The sequence below is a fragment of the Pseudomonas sp. ZL2 genome (genome assembly GCF_054788455.1).
In genome coordinates this window covers 1-16336 of sequence record NZ_JBGOGX010000002.1, presented here as the reverse complement: position 1 = coordinate 16336, position 16336 = coordinate 1, and the positions used below count along the sequence as shown (strand labels likewise).

The following is a 16336-nucleotide window of genomic DNA, read 5'->3' as shown; positions in this document are numbered from 1 at the left end:
TTTTTTACTGATGCACGGCGAGCTGGTACGCCGTGTATTTGCGAATATTGATCACGCCGGTGTCGAAGATCAGGTACTGGCCCTTGATGCCCAGCAGCGTGCCTTCAGCCACGGGATTCTTGTCCAGGTTGAAGCTGACGATCTTGCTCGGGTAGGCCTCGACCGGGTAGCGGATTTCCAGGACCTCGGCGTCAGTCAGCGGCTGGATCGCCTGCAGGCCGAAGCGCGCCTGCAAGGCACTGAAGCCCTCGGCGCAGCTGTCGAACAGTTGCTGGCGCACGGCCAGCAGGTCGACCGCCTCGGCATCGCCCTTGAGCAAGGCGCGCCAGTTGGTACGGTCGGCGACCTGACTGCGGAACAGGTCTTCGACCAGCCCCGATTGCTGGCGGGTGGCAACCCGCACGATCGGCAGCGCCTGGCTGGCACCCTGGTCGAGCCAGCGCGTTGGCAACTGGGTCGCGCGGGTAATGCCGACCTTGATGCCCGAGGAGTTGGCCAGGTACACCACATGATCGGTCATGCAGAACTGCTCGCCCCACGAGGGTTCGCGGCAGGTGCCCTGATCGTAGTGGCATTTTTCCGGGGCCATGATGCACACGTCGCACTGTGCAAGCTTGGTCATGCACGGGTAGCAGTAACCCTGGCTGAAACTGGTCTTGGTCTTGCGCCCGCAGTGGCTGCAATGGATGGCACCGAGGTATTCCAGGCGCACGGTCTTGCCGATCAAGGGGTTGACCGGCACTTCCTGCTCGCCCAGGCGAAAAGCGTACTGCACCACCGGCGCATCGAGACGCGCCGACATTTTACTGATGGAGCCGCGGCCGAGTTCGATCAATGGATCGCATCCGACTTGAACAGAAGGTTCGGCACCGGTGCCGACTTCGAGCTGCATTCCTGCGGGCCCATGTAGCCGGTACGCTCTTCTTCGGGCAGATTCTGCAGTTCCCAGGCGATCACCGCCTGCAGCGACAGCTCTTTCTGCTCGGTGGTGAGCTTGCGCCCGTCTGCCCATTTACCCAGTTCCACGGCCAGTTTCAGGCTTTCGTAGATTTCCGGGGTGATGTTTTCGATCATTTGCGCAAAAGTGGACATAGCGTCTCCCAAAATCAAGCAGTCAGTTTACGCCGGGCCAGCGCCCCGCCCAAGAGCCCGCTCAGGCAACCGACCAACAGCCCGCCGACATGGGCAGCGTTGGCGATCTGGCCGAAGCCGAGCAGGCTGATCAAACCGGACAGGCACAGCAGCAGCCAGACCAGCATCATCACCAGCACGCCACGCGGCATGCGATACACCGGGTTGGGCGCCAGCCACTGGTACAGCCAGATGTGTCCGAGCAAGCCGTAGAGCACCCCCGACAGGCCGCCGAACAGGCTCGGGCCGCCAAACAGGTACTGGGCGGCGTTGGACACCAGGCTGAACAGCAGGGTCATGCCGAGCAGGTTCCACGGGCCCTGGCGCAGCTCGATGCGCCGGCCCAGTTCCCAGTACCAGAGGCCGTTCATGGCCAGGTGGAGGATGCCGAAATGCACCAGCATCGGCGTGAACAGGCGCCACCACTGGCCATCGGCAAGGCTGGCGGCCAGCGGGGTGAAATACAGGTAGTCGCCCTGCACGCGAAAATCGAGGAAGGTCAGCCAGCTCAAGGTGGCGAAGTTGTCGCCAAGGCCGGTGAGGCCGGCGACGATCAGGCACAGCAGCAGGATCGCCGCCGTCGCCTTGCTGGCGCGCAACTGCTCGCCGATGCTCGGCCGCGCCGGTGCGGCCAAGGCGGTGTCGGCCGGCAGTTCGAACTCGGCATTGCCCTCGGGGAAGCGCTGGTACAGCTGGCGCACGTCTTCGGCGAGGTTCTCGGCCACCCACAACACCTGGTCGCCGCCCTCCTCGCTGACCCGGTGCGGCACCTGCAGGCGCCGCAACAGGCCGACAAAGCCGCTGAGATCGGTACTCAACGGCATGCGTAATACCACTACTGCAGTCATTGGCTGGCCTCCGGCCGGTCGACATCGACCCAGACGAACTTGCGCGGGTCGATGCGGGTTTCAGCATCCAGGCGGTAAGCGACCAGTTTGCCGTACAGCACCGCACTGTAGTCCAGGCAGGCCAGGTTGGCGCGGATCGGCGCCGGTTTGCCGCTGCGCCAGTAATGCCCGACGAACAGCATCGGTTCGTCCTCGCTGTAGCGCAGCAAGGCGTTCTTCTGGCTGTGGCTGAGCGGCGCGTTGGCCACCTGCTCGGGCAAGGCATCGGGCTGGAAGACGATATCGCCGTAGGTCTGCGGGTCTTCTTCCCAGAACTTGGTGCGGAAAAACGCGCGGGTCAGGCCGTCGCCACCGGTCAGGGTCAGGCCGTCCGGCAGGCGCATGTCGGTACCGCGCAACAGGCGGTTGCAGACCGTGGCGGCAAAGCTTTCCGGCACGGCCGAGGCCTGGATGAAATGCTCGTCGATACGCCCGTCCGGGTATTGCTGGCGCAGCGGGTCGATCAGGCGCGCGTCCCAGCAGGCGTGCACCAGGCGGAACCGCCCGGCGTCGATGAACAGCGGTAGCTCGTAGAACCACTCGAGAAAATCATGCCAGTCGCCCGGATGCTGTTCGAACTGGGTCAGGGTCTCGTAGATCAGCCGCCCGTGGCGCGGAGTGTGCTCGCGCACGTAGTGCTTGCCGCTCTCGGGCAGGGCCGGAGTGTTCCAGCCCAGGGCGTTGTACTCGTGGTTGCCCATGATGCAGTAGGCCTGGCCAGCATCGACCATGTCATGGACGATGTGCAGCGCTTCGCGAATCCGCGGGCCACGGTCGATGATGTCGCCCAGAAACAGCGCCTGGCGCGACGGATGACGCCAGACGCCGCCCTGGCGCTTGTAGCCAAGGGCGTCGAGCAGCCGTTCGAGGGTGTGTGCACAACCGTGCACGTCACCGATCAGGTCGAAACTGCGAGCGGGATCGAGCATCACTCGCCTCCACCACCCAGGCGGCTGCCCCAGCCGAGCTTGGTCCGGCAGACCTCATAGTAATTGTGATCCAGCGGGTGGATCAGACGCAGCTTCTGCGGCTTCTTGTTCACCGTGATGGTATCGCCGGGGGCGCAGGTGAAATGGTTCTGGCCGTCACAGGAAATCTGCGGGTAGATCTGCAGGTCCTTGGACACGACGATTTTCAGCTCGCTGTTGCCGTCGACCACGATCGGCCGCCCGGACAGGGTGTGCGGGTACATCGGCACGATGACGATGGCGTCGAGCTTGGGGTGCATGATCGGCCCGCCCGCCGACAGCGCGTAGGCGGTCGAGCCGGTCGGGGTGGCGACGATCAGGCCGTCGGCTTTCTGGCTGCAGACGAACTGGCCATCGATGTAGATCTCGAACTCGATCATCCGCGTCGACTTGCCCGGGTGCAGCACCACATCGTTGAGGGCGTCGCCCTGGCCGATGGCTTCGGCGTGACGACGGACTTCGGCCTGCAGCAGGAAGCGGTTTTCCACCAGGTAGTGGCCGTCGAGCACCTCGGCGACTTTGACTTCAAGCTCATCGGGGCGAATGTCGGTCAGAAAGCCCAGGCTGCCGCGGTTGATGCCCAGCACCGGAATATTATGCCGGGCCAGGGCGCGGGCGGCGCCGAGCAGGCTGCCGTCGCCACCGACGACGATCACCAGGTCGCACACTTCACCCAGCAGCTTGCGGGTCGAGGTCTGCAGGCCATGGCCGGGCAGGACTTCGGCGATGGTGTCCTCGAGGATGACGTGCAGATGCCGCTCCAGCAGGAATTTTTTCAGTCGGCGAATGGTATCGAGCACCTGGGAGCTGCCCAGCCGTCCGATGATACCGATATTGCGAAATTGCTCCATGGGGCTCCAGGGCTCTGCGGCGGGTAAAAAGGCGATGCTCGCCAAAGAGTTCGATTATGGGCGAAAGCGCCGGGCAGCGGCAAACCCCGGAGAAATTCAGCAAGCGCACAGGCTGAGCGGCTATGCTCGCTGAATGAACCCGTTCCCCAGCCTGACCGACCTGCCCTGCCAGTTGCACCAGCCCCAGGTGCGCGACCTGGCTTGGGTCATTCTTGCGCCGCCGATGCTGCGCGATACGCCGTGGCCGCAGCGTCATCCGCTGGCGGCCAGCCGCTGGGTGGCCGAGCCTGAACAACTGCGCCAGTGGCTGCTCGAGCAAGACCGCGACAGCCACGCCCTGCTGCACTGGCTGGCCCAGGCCAGCACCCGGCGCCTGGGGCTGTACTACGAACGTCTATGGCAGTTCGTCCTCCAGCATGCCCCCGGAGTGACTCTGCTGGCCGCCAACCTGCCGATCCGCAACGGCGGGCATACCCTCGGCGAGCTGGACCTGCTGCTGCGCGACAGCGACGGCGTGCACCACCTGGAGCTGGCGATCAAGCTGTACCTGGGACCGCAAAGCGGCAATGGCGATAACCCGGCGCAGTGGCTGGGGCCCGGTTGTCACGACCGCCTGGACCGCAAGCTTGCGCACCTGGCCGAGCATCAACTGCCGATTTCGGCCCGCAGCGAAAGCCGCGAAGCGCTGGCGGCGCTGGAGATCGAGCAGTTCAGTGCACAGTTGTGGCTGGGCGGTTACCTGCTTTATCCCTGGCCGGGGCAGGCGCAACCGCCGCAAGGAGCGAATCCGCAGCATCTGCGTGGGCGCTGGTTGCACCAGCGTGACTGGGCAGCGTTCCGTGCCCAGAGTGCGCCCGGTCGCTGGCAGCCGTTGCCGCGCCATGCCTGGCTGGCGCCGGCCTGTTACCCGGTGCAGGACTGCTGGTCGGTGCAGCGCTTCGAGACCTGGTTGCAGGCGCTGGACCCGCTGGCGCCAGCGCAGTTGCTGGTGCGGCTGGTCGCGGGTGAGCGTGGCGAGTGGGAGGAAGCCGAGCGGTTGTTTCTGGTCTCGGACTTATGGCCGAACCTGCCAGGGTGACGGGTTTTGCGCCTGCTGCGCAGGCGATCGCCGGCAAGGCCAGCTCCCACAGGTTGTGGGAGCCGGCCTTGCCGGCGATGAAGCCAGCCCTAAACCACAGTCAACCGCAGCGCCAGCGCCACCAAGGTCAGCAACAACACCGGCACCGTCAGCACAATCCCGACCTTGAAGTAATACCCCCAGCCAATCTTCACCCCCTTGCGCTCCAGCACATGCAACCACAAAAGCGTCGCCAGGCTGCCGATCGGGGTGATCTTCGGCCCCAGGTCGCTGCCGATCACGTTGGCATAGATCATCGCCTCCTTGACCACACCCGTGGCAGAACTGGCGTCGATCGACAAGGCGCCGATCAGCACCGTCGGCAGGTTGTTCATGATCGACGACAGCACCGCGGTCAGCAGCCCGGTGCCCAGCGCCGCGCCCCACACCCCGCCCGCGGCAAAACCGTCGAGCCAGCCGGCCAGGTAGTCGGTCAGCCCGGCATTGCGCAGGCCGTAGACCACCAGGTACATCCCCAAGGAGAACACCACGATATGCCAGGGCGCCTCCTTGAGCACCTTGCGCGTGGAGATTTTGTGCCCGCGTGCCGCCACCAGCAGCAACACCAGTGCACACACCGCCGAAATCGCGCTGATCGGAATGCCCAGCGGCTCCAGGGCAAAGCAACCCAGGAGCAGGATCAACAACACCAGCCAGCCGGCGACAAAAGTCGCCGGGTCCTGCACCACGCTGCGCGGCGCATCCAGTTGCAGCGGATCATAGTCAGCCGGGATGTCCCGACGGAAGTACCACAACAGCACCGCCAGGGTCGCCGCCACGGCGACCAGGTTGACCGGCACCATCACCGCCGCATAGCGGTTGAAGCCGATGCCGAAGAAGTCGGCAGAGACGATGTTGACCAGGTTCGACACCACCAGCGGCAAGCTGGCCGTGTCGGCAATGAAGCCTGCGGCCATGACGAACGCCAGGGTCGCCGCCGGGCTGAAGCGCAGGGCCAGGAGCATGGCCACCACGATCGGGGTAAGGATCAGCGCCGCACCATCATTGGCGAACAGCGCCGACACCAGCGCCCCCAGCAGCACGATGTAGCAGAACAACCGCCGGCCACTGCCGCGCCCCCAGCGTGCCACGTGCAGCGCCGCCCAGGCGAAGAAGCCGGCGGCATCGAGCAACAGGCTGATGATGATCAGGGCGATGAAAGTACCGGTAGCGTTCCAGATGATCTGCCAGACCACCGGGATATCGCTCCACTGCACCACCCCGCAAAGCAAGGCCAGCAGCGCCCCGCCCGTGGCACTCCAGCCGACGCCAAGGCCTCGGGGCTGCCAGATCACCAGGGTAATGGTCAGCAGGAAAATCAGTGATGCCATCAGCATGAAGTACAAGCCTTGCAGATTAGAGTGGGTACAAGCGCCGGATTCTAGCGACAGATCAAGGTTGCCGTGATGAATTTCTGCTGCAATGCCCGGGTAACCGGCTGGCAAGCGGTTACAGTTAGCTGACTGCGCCAGAAGAGCGCGGACTTCGACCTGATGATGAGGAACACCCATGACTCTGAGCCAAAACCAGGCCCGCTACAGCGGCCTGTCGATAGCCCTGCACTGGCTGATGCTGGTGCTGCTGGCGGCGGTCTACGCCTTTATCGAACTGCGCGGGATGTTTCCCAAGGACAGCGCCGAACGCGCCTTGATGAAAGACCTGCACTTCATGCTCGGCCTGAGCGTGTTCGTGCTGGTCTGGCTGCGCCTGGCCCTGCGCCTGGGTCGCCCGACCCCGCCGATCATTCCGGCGCCACCGGCCTGGCAGACAGGCCTGGCGCACCTGATGCACCTGGCCCTGTACCTGCTGATGATCGGCCTGCCGCTGGCCGGCTGGCTGCTGCTCAGCGCCGCCAACAAGCCGATCCCGTTCTACGGTTTCGAGCTGCCGGCGCTGGACGCCCCGGACCCGGACCTGGCCAAGTTCATCAAGGGCTGGCACGAGCGCATCGGCACCTGGGGCTACTGGCTGATCGGCCTGCATGCCGTGGCCGGCCTGTTCCATCACTACGTGCAGCGCGACAACACCTTGTTGCGCATGCTGCCGCGCAACAACTAGGCAAAACCGCGGCGGCCCTGCAGGCCGCCGCTGTGCAGGAAGATCAGCCGGGTGCCGGCGGCAAAGGCCCCGGCTTCGACTTCCCGGCGCAGCGCCAGCAAGGCCTTGGCGGTGTACAGCGGTTCCAGCGGCATGCCAGTTTCAGATTCGCAGTCGGCCATAAAGGCCAACAGCCCGTCATCGACCTTGGCAAAGCCGCCACGGCAGGCCTCATGCAAGCGGTAACCGCCCTTGCCGACCAGCGCTTGCACAGCCTCGGGCACGCCATGATCCAGCGGCACGGCCAATGCGCCATGGACCTCGTGCCTGCCTGCTTCCGCCAACACCAGCCCGGCCAGGGTGGTACCGGTACCGGCCGCCAGCCACCAGCCGTGATAATCCGCCCAGCCCAGCGCCGCCAATTGCGCTTGCGCCTGCTCGACAATCAAGGCGCAGCCCTTGGCGCCCAAGGGCCCGCCCCCACCTTCGGCCACACATTGCCAGCCTGGATACAGCGCCTGCCAGGGCTGCCAGAAACCCGGCTGATGACGCTCGCGATAACCGCCATACCCCAACCAATGCAGCTGCATGCCGAAGGCCTGCAGGTCGCGCACGGTCGCTGTGTCCTGGGCATGGCCACGCAACAGGCCAGCGGTGGCAAAACCAAAGCGCTTGCCGGCCGCCGCCAGGGCATGCAGGTGATTGGAATGGGCGCCGCCGAGGCTGATCACCCCGGGCGCACCTTGGGCCTGGGCGAGGCGCAGGTGTTCGAGCAGCTTGAACCACTTGTTGCCGCTGATCAGCGGGTCGATCAGGTCCAGGCGCAACACCGCCAGCTCGACGCCATGGGCGCGTAGCCAGCTCAGGGGCAAGGGTTGCAGGGGTGCGAGGGGAAGGTCGTCGAATCTGCCGATCATGGGCGGGGCACAACAGGGCTGCCAGGGCCGCGCAGTGTAACAGCGCGACGGGCCCGGCGGCCCGCCGCGCTGCGCCAATCAGAGCTCGGCGGCCAGGCGCGAACCCTGGTTGATGGCGCGCTTGGCATCCAGCTCGGCGGCGACATCGGCGCCACCGATCAGGTGCACCGACTGGCCGGCGGCGACCAGGCCGTCCTGCAGTTCGCGCAGCGGGTCCTGGCCGGCGCAGATGACGATGTTATCCACCGGCAGCACCTGCGGCTCGCCCTCGGCGATGCGGATGTGCAGGCCGGCATCGTCGATGTTCAGGTACTCGACACTGTTGAGCATCTGCACCTGCTTGTTCTTCAGGCCCGTGCGGTGAATCCAGCCGGTGGTCTTGCCCAGGCCATCGCCGACCTTGGTCTTTTTGCGCTGCAGGAGGAACACCTGACGCGCCGGCGCATGGGGTTCGGCCTTGATCCCGGCTACGCCGCCGCGGGCTTCAAGCTGGGTATCGATGCCCCACTCCTTCCAGAACGCCTCGCGGTCCTGGCTGGTGGCCACGCCCTGGTGCACCAGGTACTCGGAGACGTCAAAGCCGATACCGCCGGCACCGATCACCGCGACCTTCTGCCCTACCGGCTGGCGCTGCAGCAGCACATCCAGGTAGTTCAGCACCTTGGCGTGCTCGATGCCGGGGATGGCCGGCAAACGCGGAGCGATCCCGGTGGCGAGGATGATCTCGTCAAAGCCGCCCGCCGCCAGTTGCTCGGCATCGACGCGGGTGTTCAGGCACAGCTCGACGCCAGTGGTCTGCAACTTACGTTTGAAGTAGCGCAGGGTTTCATAGAACTCCTCTTTGCCTGGCACGCGCTTGGCCACGTTGAACTGACCGCCGATCTCGCTGGCCGAATCGAACAGGGTCACTTCATGGCCGCGCTCGGCCGCAACGGTGGCGGCCGCCAGGCCAGCGGGACCGGCGCCCACCACGGCGATGCGCTTGACCTGGGTGACTGGCAGGTAATTGAGCTCGGTTTCATGGCAGGCGCGCGGGTTGACCAGGCAACTGGTCAGCTTGCCGCCGAAGGTGTGATCCAGGCAGGCCTGGTTGCAGCCGATACAGGTGTTGATCTCGTCGCCACGCCCGGCGGCGGCCTTGTTGACGAACTCCGGGTCAGCGAGGAACGGCCGCGCCATCGAGACCATGTCGGCATCGCCCTCGGCAAGGATCTGCTCGGCGACTTCCGGGGTGTTGATGCGATTGGTGGTGATCAGCGGGATCTGCACCGCACCGCGCAGCTTGGCGGTGACCTTGCTGAACGCCGCGCGCGGCACCTTGGTGGCGATGGTCGGGATCCGCGCTTCGTGCCAACCGATACCGGTGTTGATAAGGGTCGCGCCGGCCTGCTCCACGGCCTTGGCCAGCTGCACGATCTCTTCCCAGCTGCTGCCGCCCTCGACCAGGTCGAGCATCGACAGGCGGAAGATGATGATGAAGTTCGGCCCTACCGCTTCCCGCACACGACGGACGATTTCCACCGCCAGGCGCATACGGTTCTCATAGCTGCCACCCCAGCGGTCGGTGCGCTGGTTGGTGTGGGCGGCGAGGAACTGGTTGATGAAGTAGCCTTCCGACCCCATGATCTCGATGCCGTCGTACTCGGCGCTTTGCGCCAGCAGCGAGCAGGTGACGAAGTCCTGGATCTGCTTCTCGATGCCCTCTTCATCCAGCTCGCGCGGCTTGAACGGGTTGATCGGCGCCTGGATGGCGCTCGGCGCTACCGATTTCGGGCTGTAGGCATAGCGACCGGCGTGGAGGATCTGCATGCAGATCTTGCCACCGGCCTCATGCACCGCTTTGGTCACGATGCGGTGTTTATCGGCTTCTTCCGGCGTGCTCAGCTTGGCAGCGCCGGAATACACCCCGCCCTCCACGTTCGGGCCGATGCCGCCGGTCACCATCAGGCCGACGCCGCCACGGGCGCGCTCGGCAAAGTAGGCCGCCATGCGCTCGAAACCGCCGGGCTTCTCTTCAAGGCCGGTGTGCATCGAGCCCATCAGCGTGCGGTTGCGCAAGGTGGTGAAACCCAGGTCCAGCGGGGCGAGCAAATGCGGGTATTGAGCGGCGGCCATAGTCAACTCCACAACAGGCGTAATCACGGAATGCGGGCGCCTCGCCAAGGCTGGCGGGGCCCGTCAGTTATCTGAGGCCGACATTAAAGAGCCAGCGGGCGCGGCTCAATGACCGAAAGTGACAAGTTATTGATCCTACTGCACCCGAGGTCTACCCTAGGGGCCGAATCCCTTGTCGGCTCTATTGCGTTTCATGCGAAAACTTCTGTTGAGCGCCCTGGCGCTGGTTGTCATTGCCGCCCTGAGTGGCTACGGGTTCTGGACCGAACAGCGCCCGGCCGGGCACTACCTGTCGGACCTGCGCATCGAGCTGGCCCTGAGCGAAGGCGTGCCGGCCGATCACGGCAACCTGCTGGGCGTCGAGCCGCAACTGTTCCCCGGTGACTACCAGAGCCTGCAGCGCCTGCATCGCAAGCTGGCCGCCTACCTTGAACATGCCCGCGCCCAGGGCCTGATCAACGCCAAGACCATCGTTATCCTGCCGGAACACATCGGCACCTGGCTGTGGGCCCGTGGCGAGAAAAACGAGCTGTACCAGGTCACTGAGCGCCGCGAAGCCCTGCAGTGGCTGGAGCTGAGCAACCCGCTGCGTTATGGCCTGGCCATGCTTGGCGCCGAAGGTGACGACCGCCGCGCCGATGCCCACCTGCGAATGAAGGCCGGGCAGATGGCCGAGGACTACCAGCAGCTGTTCGGCGGCCTGGCCAAGGAGTTCGGCGTGACCCTGGTGGCGGGTTCCATCGTGCTACCTGAACCCTATGTCGAGCGCGGCACCCTGCGGATCGGCTCCGGCGCCCTGTACAACGCCAGCCTGGTATTTGCCAGCGATGGTTCGGTACTCGGCCAGCCACAACGCCAGCAGCACCCGGACAGTGAAGTGCGGCGCTTTATCAGCAGCGGCACCGACCAGCCGCCACAAGTATTGCAAACCCCGGCCGGGCGTCTCGGCGTGTTGATCGGCAGCGACAGCTGGTACCCGAGCAACCAGCAGCAACTGGTCAACCAGTTCGCCCAGATCGTCGCCAACCCGGTGTTCCTCAGCGGCCTCAACAGCTGGAACGCGCCATGGCGCGGCAACCGCCATCAGCCGCTGGCCTCGTCGCTGGCGCTCAAGCCTGGTCAAGTGAGCGAACGCGACGCCTGGCAGCGCCTGACCCTGAACGCCAACGCCGCCAAGGTCAGCAGCATGAGCGTGTTCCTGCGCGGGCGCTTCTGGGACCAGGCCGCCGATGGCCAGGGCTTTGCCCAGCTCAACGGAGTGAACCTGGGCGGCACTGCCAGCCCGGGTGCGCGCCTGTTGAACGTCTGGCTCTAAGGCATGAACAGCCCGCGTGTGCGCTTGGGCGATCTGTCGGTCGGTTTTATCCAGCCGCTGAGCGAAACCCTGCAACAACGCGGGATCGATCCCGGGCCCCTGCTCACCCGCTACGGGCTGGACCCGGCACGCCTGGCTGAACCGGGCGCGCGCCTGTCGATCCCGCGCTATATGCACCTGGGCCATGCCGCCATCGAGCTGACCGGCGATCTGGCCCTCGGGCTGCACATGGGCCACATCAGCCGCCTCGGCCAGGCCGGCCTGGCCGGCGTCACCGCAGCGCAAGCGCCAACAGTCGGCGAAGCGGCGCGCACCTTGCTGCGCTTCGAGCCCCTGTATGCGGCCAACTACCGCGGGCACTCAAGCTTTCATGAGGACAGCGGCGGCGCCTGGCTGCGCTTCTACTCGATCAGCCCGTACAACGCCTACAACCGCTTTGTAGTGGATTCACTATTGGCCGGCTGGCTGGCGCAGTTGTCGAGCCTGGCAGGGGTGGTCCTGCTGGCGGAACGGGTCGAGATCGAGTTCGAGGCGCCCGCCTACGCCGCCCACTACCAAGCCTTGAGCAGCAACCCGGTACAGTTCGGCGCGCCCACCAACCAGCTGCGCCTGAGCCGCGCCAACCTTGCCCTGCGCAACCCGGCGCACTGCCCGAGCACCTGGCAGCACCTGCTGCAACTGTGTGAGGCGGAGCTTGAACAGCGCACACGGATACGCAGCCTGGGCGAGCGCATCGCGCACCTGCTGGGGCCGTTGCTGAACGGCGGACGGGAACCGGATCTGGAGGAAGTGGCCAGGCATCTGCAACTGCCGACCTGGACCCTGCGGCGCAAGCTGGCCGAGGAAGGCACGCAGTTTCGCGCCATCCTCAACGATACCCGGCGCGACCTGGCCATGACCTACATCCGCGACACGGAGCTGGCCTTTGGCGAGATCGCCTATTTGCTCGGGTTTGCCTCGGCAGAGGCCTTTCAGCGCGCGTTCAAGCGCTGGAACGGTATCACTCCGGGGGAGTTTCGCCGCAGCCAGCGGCGTACCGGCTGATTACAGCTCGGTAGCGTCTTCGGCGGGCTCGACCGGGTCGAGCTCAATGGCGCGGTATTCGAGTAGTTCTTCTTGATAGTCGTCCATCATCTGCTCCGTCGTTTCACATTCATGTCATTGATTCGTCAACGAGCCTAAAGTGCCGTGATGAAAGAAAAATGACAATGACGCTTATCAAAACAACGTAGCAGGGACTTCAGAATTTACAGCGGCGCCTGCCCGCTGCTGCTGGCCGGTGCTGCCGGGGCGATGCTCGGGGTCGGCTCGGCCGGCGTGCTGCTGTCCTGGACGCTGATCGGCGCAGCTTCTGCCGGTGGCGGTACCGGCTTCGAGCCGTTGCTGTCATCCACCACTGGCGCGGCGGGCGCCTCGGCAGCCGGGGCCGGCGCAGGTTCGCTGACCGGCACGGCAGACGCCGGAGCCGCTGGCGCAGGCGCTTCGGCCGGCGTGGGGGCCAGGGCGGCCGGTGGCGCTACCGGCGCAGTTTCCGGCACACCCAACTCCACTGCCGGCTTGGCCGCAGGCTTGGGGTCGGCCTTTTTCTTGTTTTCCTTGGGCAGGAAGCTTTCGACCAGAGCGAAGTAACGCTCGTAGAACTTGGCCGACGTCACGGTCTCGCTGGCGACCTTGACCATCGAATCATCGCTGGAACCGATCGGCATCGACACCGAACCCAGCACACCCACGCCGAGGCTGGCCGAGGTGTTGGATTTTTTCAGCGCGTAGCGGTCCTGCAGGGCGTTGGCGAACATGGTCGAGCGCTGCTCGTCGCCGCTGTCAGGGGCGCAGACCACATTGAAGCTGATCTGCAGGTGCGAATCGCCGGTCTGCTGGAAGCTCTTGTTGCCATTGACCTGGCCAGCGTCGCTGCTGGTGATGATGTAGCCCTGGCTGAGCAAGGCACGGCGCGCCGCTTCGCAGGTACCGGCTTCACTCACCGGAAAGCTGCGCGAGAAGGTGCCCGAGTCGGCGAAATTCTCGTGTTCGTAGATGGCAGCTTTCTTCGAAGAACAGCCGGAAACACCCGCCAGCACAAGGGCCAGCCCGAGCGCACTGCAGACGGTTGACTTTGACATTGCAAATCCTGAGGAAAACGGTCGGTGCCTATTGTGCAACACATCGGCGGAATGCTGAAACCATAGCCTGCCAATCACCGCAGAAAATTCATGCAAGGCGCCAGCTACCGCCCCTAACGCCGGGGTTTGACCATTGGTCGATAAGCCCACAGCAACTTCGACCAAGCCCTACCTGTTGATCGGATCCATCCGACTATTGCCTGGCACATTCTACGGCTACGCTGGCAACTAGCCACCACCCCATCCATACAGGTCGACAGGAGTTACCTCGGTGAAAAACCTCTCCGTGAAAATCAAGCTGTTGCTCGGTTTTGCGCCCATCCTGGTGTTGATGGCGCTGCTGGCCCTTACCGCCATCAACAGCCTGAACACCCTGACCCAACGGGCCGACCGCCTGGTGTCGGTCAATTACATCCTCGACAACCTCAATGAAATGCGCGCCGCCCAACTGAGCTTCGAGCAACGGCGCGACGCCACCTTCGCCAGCCAGCTGACCAAGGCCCATCAACAGGCCACACAGTTGGTCGAGGAAAACCTCGCCGCGTTGCCCGATGCCGATTCGCAGCGCTTGCTCACAGCCACTGGCGACGACCTCAAGCAATACCTGGAGCAGTTCGAACAACTGAAAGCGGCCACCGGAGGCACCCTGCTGCAGACCAAGCTGCACGACCAACTGCTGGAAAACGTCCATCGGGGCCTTGAAGCGATCAACCAGCTGATCACCCTGCAAAACCAGAAGAGCACCGAGGAGTCGAGCAACAGCCGCAGCTTGATGCTCAGCCTGCTGTTCGCCGCCCTGGTGCTGGGCGTGCTGATCAGCGCGCTGATCATCCGTCAGGTCACCCAACCGCTGCGCCAGGCCGTGGAAATTGCCCGGCGCATTGGCGAAGGCGACCTGACCAACACCGCCAGCGAACCCCGCCGCGACGAATTCGGCCAGTTGTTGCAAGCCCTGGCGCAAAGCGGCAACAACCTACGGGAAATGCTCGGCCAGGCCGGGCATGTCACCCGCCAGCTGTCGACCGCCGCCGAAGAGCTGTCGACCATCACCGAACAGACCAGCGCCGGCATCACCAGCCAGAAGGTCGAGACCGACCAGGTGGCCACGGCGATGAGCGAGATGGTCGCTACCGTGCAGGAAGTCGCGCGCAATGCCGAAGAAGCCAGCGAAGCCACGCGCCAGGCCGACAGCCAGGCCAAACAGGGCAATCGCGTGGTGCAACAGGCCCTGAGCCAGATTGGCCAGTTGGCCGATGACATCGGCAACTCGGCCAGTGCGGTCAGTCAATTGTCGGAAGAAAGCGAGCGTATCGGCACGGTAATGACGGTGATCAACGCCATTGCCGAGCAGACCAACCTGCTGGCCCTCAACGCCGCCATTGAAGCAGCGCGCGCTGGCGAGGCCGGCCGCGGTTTTGCCGTGGTGGCCGACGAGGTACGCGGGCTGGCCCAGCGTACCCAGCAGTCGACAGCGCAGATCGAGACGCTGATCGTGTCCTTGCAACAGGGCGCGCAGAAGGCTGCCGAAATGATGCACGCCAACCAGCAGCAGGTCGGCGGCACGGTAGCGTTGGCCAATCAGGCCGGTATCGAACTGCAGGCCATCACCCAGACCGTGACCAGCATCCAGAGCATGAACCTGCAGATCGCCACCGCTGCCGAACAGCAAAGCAGCGTCGCCGAATCGATCAACCGCAGCGTGCTCAGCGTGCGTGACGTGGCTGAACAGTCGTCAACCGCTTCGCAGCAGACCGCGGCCTCGTCGGTGGAGCTGGCGCGCCTGGGCAGCGAACTGCAACAGCTGGTGGCGCGCTTCAGGGTTTGACGGCCAGATCAGCCGAACAGACCGCCGTCATCGCTATCGATAACGATCGACGACAGGCTCACATGCCGCGGCCGGGTCACGGCAAACAGCACGGCCTCGACCACGTCACGGTTGGTGCCGCGCTCGCCCTTCCGGCGCTGGGCGGCCGCCTCCCAGGCAGGTTCGGTCGGGGAGATATCGTCCAGGTAGGGCGGGTGCACGCACAGCGAACGGATCGGCGTGCCGGCCAGTTGTTGACGCAAGCCCTCGGCCAAGGCTCGCTGGGCGTGCTTGGCGGCGTAGAACGGCACTGAGACGCTCTGCAAGGCGGCATTGGGCAAGGCGCTGATCGAGCCTATGGTGACGATGTCCGGGCGCTGGGAACGGCGCAGGGAAGGCAGCAGGCCCTGGGTGAAGAGGAAGGTGCCGGTGACCGCGGCGTTGATCACGCCGTGGACGTCCTCAGGCGAGTAGCCCTGCTCGTTCTGTTCCAGCCACATGGCACCGTTGTTGATCAGCAGGTCGACGGTGGGGAAGCGCTGGCTGATGGTTTGCGTCGCGCGGGTTACGCTGGCGCTGTCGGCCAGGTCGACCTGAACAGTGATCGGCAGTTGGCCTGTGCGGGTTTCGATGGTGGCGGCGACGTGTGCCAGGGCCGCCTCATTGCGGCCACAGAGCACCACTTTGCAACCGGCGTCAGCCAGGGAGATGGCCAGGGCTGCACCCAGGCCGCGTCCGGCGCCGGTGATCACCGCGATCGAGTCTTGAAGATTGTTCATCCTGAACCTCAGTGGAAGACTGGAGGCTCTAGCATAGCGGTTGTGAGGACTGGATGTAGACCAAGTAGGCCTCGTCGCTGGCAAGGCCAGCTCCCACAAGTTTTGTGTACACCGCGCTCCTGTGGGAGCCGGCCTTGCCGGCGATGGCCACACCACAGTGCCGAAATTCAGGCACAAAAAAAGCGACCCGCAGGTCGCTTTCTTTGTTACTTCGATATGGCGCAGCGGACGGGACTCGAACCCGCGACCCCCGGCGTGACAGGCCGGTATTCTAACCGACTGAACTACCGCTGCG

General features: G+C 64.8%; 15 protein-coding genes and 1 tRNA gene. 5 read left to right on the top strand and 11 right to left on the bottom strand.

Annotated elements, in window-relative coordinates; translation table 11 throughout:
* Positions 1 to 4: 4 nt before the first annotated feature.
* From ABM562_RS01455 to ABM562_RS01435, 5 genes are read right to left on the bottom strand one after another with little or no spacing between them, the layout of a single operon-like run.
* Positions 5 to 835, bottom strand: a complete 831-nt coding sequence (locus ABM562_RS01455) for a DUF2797 domain-containing protein (protein WP_115086003.1) — start codon at positions 833 to 835, stop codon at positions 5 to 7.
* On the bottom strand, positions 832 to 1092 hold the full coding sequence (locus ABM562_RS01450; RefSeq protein WP_115086002.1) for a YeaC family protein: 261 nt from the start codon (positions 1090 to 1092) through the stop codon (positions 832 to 834). The genes ABM562_RS01455 and ABM562_RS01450 overlap by 4 nt, the downstream gene beginning before the upstream one ends.
* Before the next feature lie 14 nt (positions 1093 to 1106).
* The gene (locus ABM562_RS01445) at positions 1107 to 1979 is read right to left on the bottom strand and encodes a rhomboid family intramembrane serine protease (RefSeq protein ID WP_134061837.1); all 873 of its coding nucleotides are present in this window, start codon (positions 1977 to 1979) and stop codon (positions 1107 to 1109) included.
* On the bottom strand, positions 1976 to 2950 hold the full coding sequence (locus ABM562_RS01440; protein ID WP_177414843.1) for a metallophosphoesterase: 975 nt from the start codon (positions 2948 to 2950) through the stop codon (positions 1976 to 1978). The genes ABM562_RS01445 and ABM562_RS01440 overlap by 4 nt, the downstream gene beginning before the upstream one ends.
* Positions 2947 to 3837 carry an NAD(+) kinase gene (locus ABM562_RS01435; protein ID WP_010223281.1) on the bottom strand — a complete coding sequence of 297 codons (891 nt, stop codon included), beginning with the start codon at positions 3835 to 3837 and terminating at the stop codon, positions 2947 to 2949. The genes ABM562_RS01440 and ABM562_RS01435 overlap by 4 nt, the downstream gene beginning before the upstream one ends.
* 133 nt (positions 3838 to 3970) lie before the next feature.
* Between ABM562_RS01435 and ABM562_RS01430 the strand changes: the two genes are divergently transcribed.
* Complete coding sequence (locus tag ABM562_RS01430; protein ID WP_346617122.1) at positions 3971 to 4915, top strand: DUF1853 family protein; 945 nt, start codon at positions 3971 to 3973, stop codon at positions 4913 to 4915.
* 89 nt (positions 4916 to 5004) lie between these two features.
* On the opposite strand, the gene ABM562_RS01425 is transcribed toward ABM562_RS01430, so the two are convergent.
* Positions 5005 to 6291: an arsenic transporter gene (locus tag ABM562_RS01425; protein WP_346617925.1), complete on the bottom strand. Its 1287-nt coding sequence runs from the start codon at positions 6289 to 6291 to the stop codon at positions 5005 to 5007.
* A gap of 172 nt (positions 6292 to 6463) precedes the next feature.
* Here ABM562_RS01425 and ABM562_RS01420 point away from each other — a divergent pair, with 172 nt between their 5' ends.
* Positions 6464 to 7012 carry a cytochrome b gene (locus ABM562_RS01420; protein WP_460420558.1) on the top strand — a complete coding sequence of 183 codons (549 nt, stop codon included), beginning with the start codon at positions 6464 to 6466 and terminating at the stop codon, positions 7010 to 7012.
* On the opposite strand, the gene ABM562_RS01415 is transcribed toward ABM562_RS01420, so the two are convergent.
* Both ABM562_RS01415 and ABM562_RS01410 read right to left on the bottom strand, forming a co-directional pair.
* The gene (locus tag ABM562_RS01415; RefSeq protein ID WP_233673665.1) at positions 7009 to 7908 is read right to left on the bottom strand and encodes a 1-aminocyclopropane-1-carboxylate deaminase/D-cysteine desulfhydrase; all 900 of its coding nucleotides are present in this window, start codon (positions 7906 to 7908) and stop codon (positions 7009 to 7011) included. The two genes, ABM562_RS01420 and ABM562_RS01415, sit on opposite strands and share 4 nt — an antisense overlap.
* A 78-nt stretch (positions 7909 to 7986) precedes the next feature.
* Positions 7987 to 10023, bottom strand: a complete 2037-nt coding sequence (locus ABM562_RS01410) for an oxidoreductase (RefSeq protein ID WP_460420556.1) — start codon at positions 10021 to 10023, stop codon at positions 7987 to 7989.
* Positions 10024 to 10216: 193 nt separating this feature from the next.
* Between ABM562_RS01410 and ABM562_RS01405 the strand changes: the two genes are divergently transcribed.
* Entirely contained in the window at positions 10217 to 11338 is a 1122-nt protein-coding gene (locus ABM562_RS01405; protein ID WP_460420554.1) for a nitrilase-related carbon-nitrogen hydrolase, read from the top strand.
* A 3-nt stretch (positions 11339 to 11341) separates the two neighbouring features.
* Entirely contained in the window at positions 11342 to 12382 is a 1041-nt protein-coding gene (locus tag ABM562_RS01400) for an AraC family transcriptional regulator (protein ID WP_460420553.1), read from the top strand.
* 203 nt (positions 12383 to 12585) lie between these two features.
* Here ABM562_RS01400 and ABM562_RS01395 read toward each other — a convergent pair whose 3' ends face one another.
* Complete coding sequence (locus ABM562_RS01395) at positions 12586 to 13458, bottom strand: DUF2242 domain-containing protein (protein ID WP_038994202.1); 873 nt, start codon at positions 13456 to 13458, stop codon at positions 12586 to 12588.
* 271 nt (positions 13459 to 13729) lie between these two features.
* Here ABM562_RS01395 and ABM562_RS01390 point away from each other — a divergent pair, with 271 nt between their 5' ends.
* A complete protein-coding gene (locus tag ABM562_RS01390) occupies positions 13730 to 15283 on the top strand; it encodes a methyl-accepting chemotaxis protein (RefSeq protein ID WP_460420551.1) in 1554 nt (517 codons plus the stop codon).
* Between the two features lie 8 nt (positions 15284 to 15291).
* Here ABM562_RS01390 and ABM562_RS01385 read toward each other — a convergent pair whose 3' ends face one another.
* Entirely contained in the window at positions 15292 to 16041 is a 750-nt protein-coding gene (locus ABM562_RS01385; RefSeq protein ID WP_166675662.1) for an SDR family oxidoreductase, read from the bottom strand.
* Between the two features lie 217 nt (positions 16042 to 16258).
* Positions 16259 to 16335, bottom strand: a tRNA-Asp gene (locus tag ABM562_RS01380).
* Position 16336 lies beyond the last annotated feature (1 nt).

Bases quoted from the DNA above. Each gene is read 5' to 3' on its own strand.
- ABM562_RS01385 (WP_166675662.1), bottom strand. From the start codon at position 16,041: ATGAACAATCTTCAAGACTCGATCGCGGTGATCACCGGCGCCGGACGC.
- ABM562_RS01430 (WP_346617122.1), top strand. From the start codon at position 3,971: ATGAACCCGTTCCCCAGCCTGACCGACCTGCCCTGCCAGTTGCACCAG.
- ABM562_RS01410 (WP_460420556.1), bottom strand. From the start codon at position 10,023: ATGGCCGCCGCTCAATACCCGCATTTGCTCGCCCCGCTGGACCTGGGT.
- ABM562_RS01445 (WP_134061837.1), bottom strand. From the start codon at position 1,979: ATGACTGCAGTAGTGGTATTACGCATGCCGTTGAGTACCGATCTCAGC.
- ABM562_RS01400 (WP_460420553.1), top strand. From the start codon at position 11,342: ATGAACAGCCCGCGTGTGCGCTTGGGCGATCTGTCGGTCGGTTTTATC.
- ABM562_RS01435 (WP_010223281.1), bottom strand. From the start codon at position 3,837: ATGGAGCAATTTCGCAATATCGGTATCATCGGACGGCTGGGCAGCTCC.
- ABM562_RS01415 (WP_233673665.1), bottom strand. From the start codon at position 7,908: ATGATCGGCAGATTCGACGACCTTCCCCTCGCACCCCTGCAACCCTTG.
- ABM562_RS01450 (WP_115086002.1), bottom strand. From the start codon at position 1,092: ATGTCCACTTTTGCGCAAATGATCGAAAACATCACCCCGGAAATCTAC.
- ABM562_RS01395 (WP_038994202.1), bottom strand. From the start codon at position 13,458: ATGTCAAAGTCAACCGTCTGCAGTGCGCTCGGGCTGGCCCTTGTGCTG.
- ABM562_RS01425 (WP_346617925.1), bottom strand. From the start codon at position 6,291: ATGCTGATGGCATCACTGATTTTCCTGCTGACCATTACCCTGGTGATC.
- ABM562_RS01420 (WP_460420558.1), top strand. From the start codon at position 6,464: ATGACTCTGAGCCAAAACCAGGCCCGCTACAGCGGCCTGTCGATAGCC.
- ABM562_RS01405 (WP_460420554.1), top strand. From the start codon at position 10,217: ATGCGAAAACTTCTGTTGAGCGCCCTGGCGCTGGTTGTCATTGCCGCC.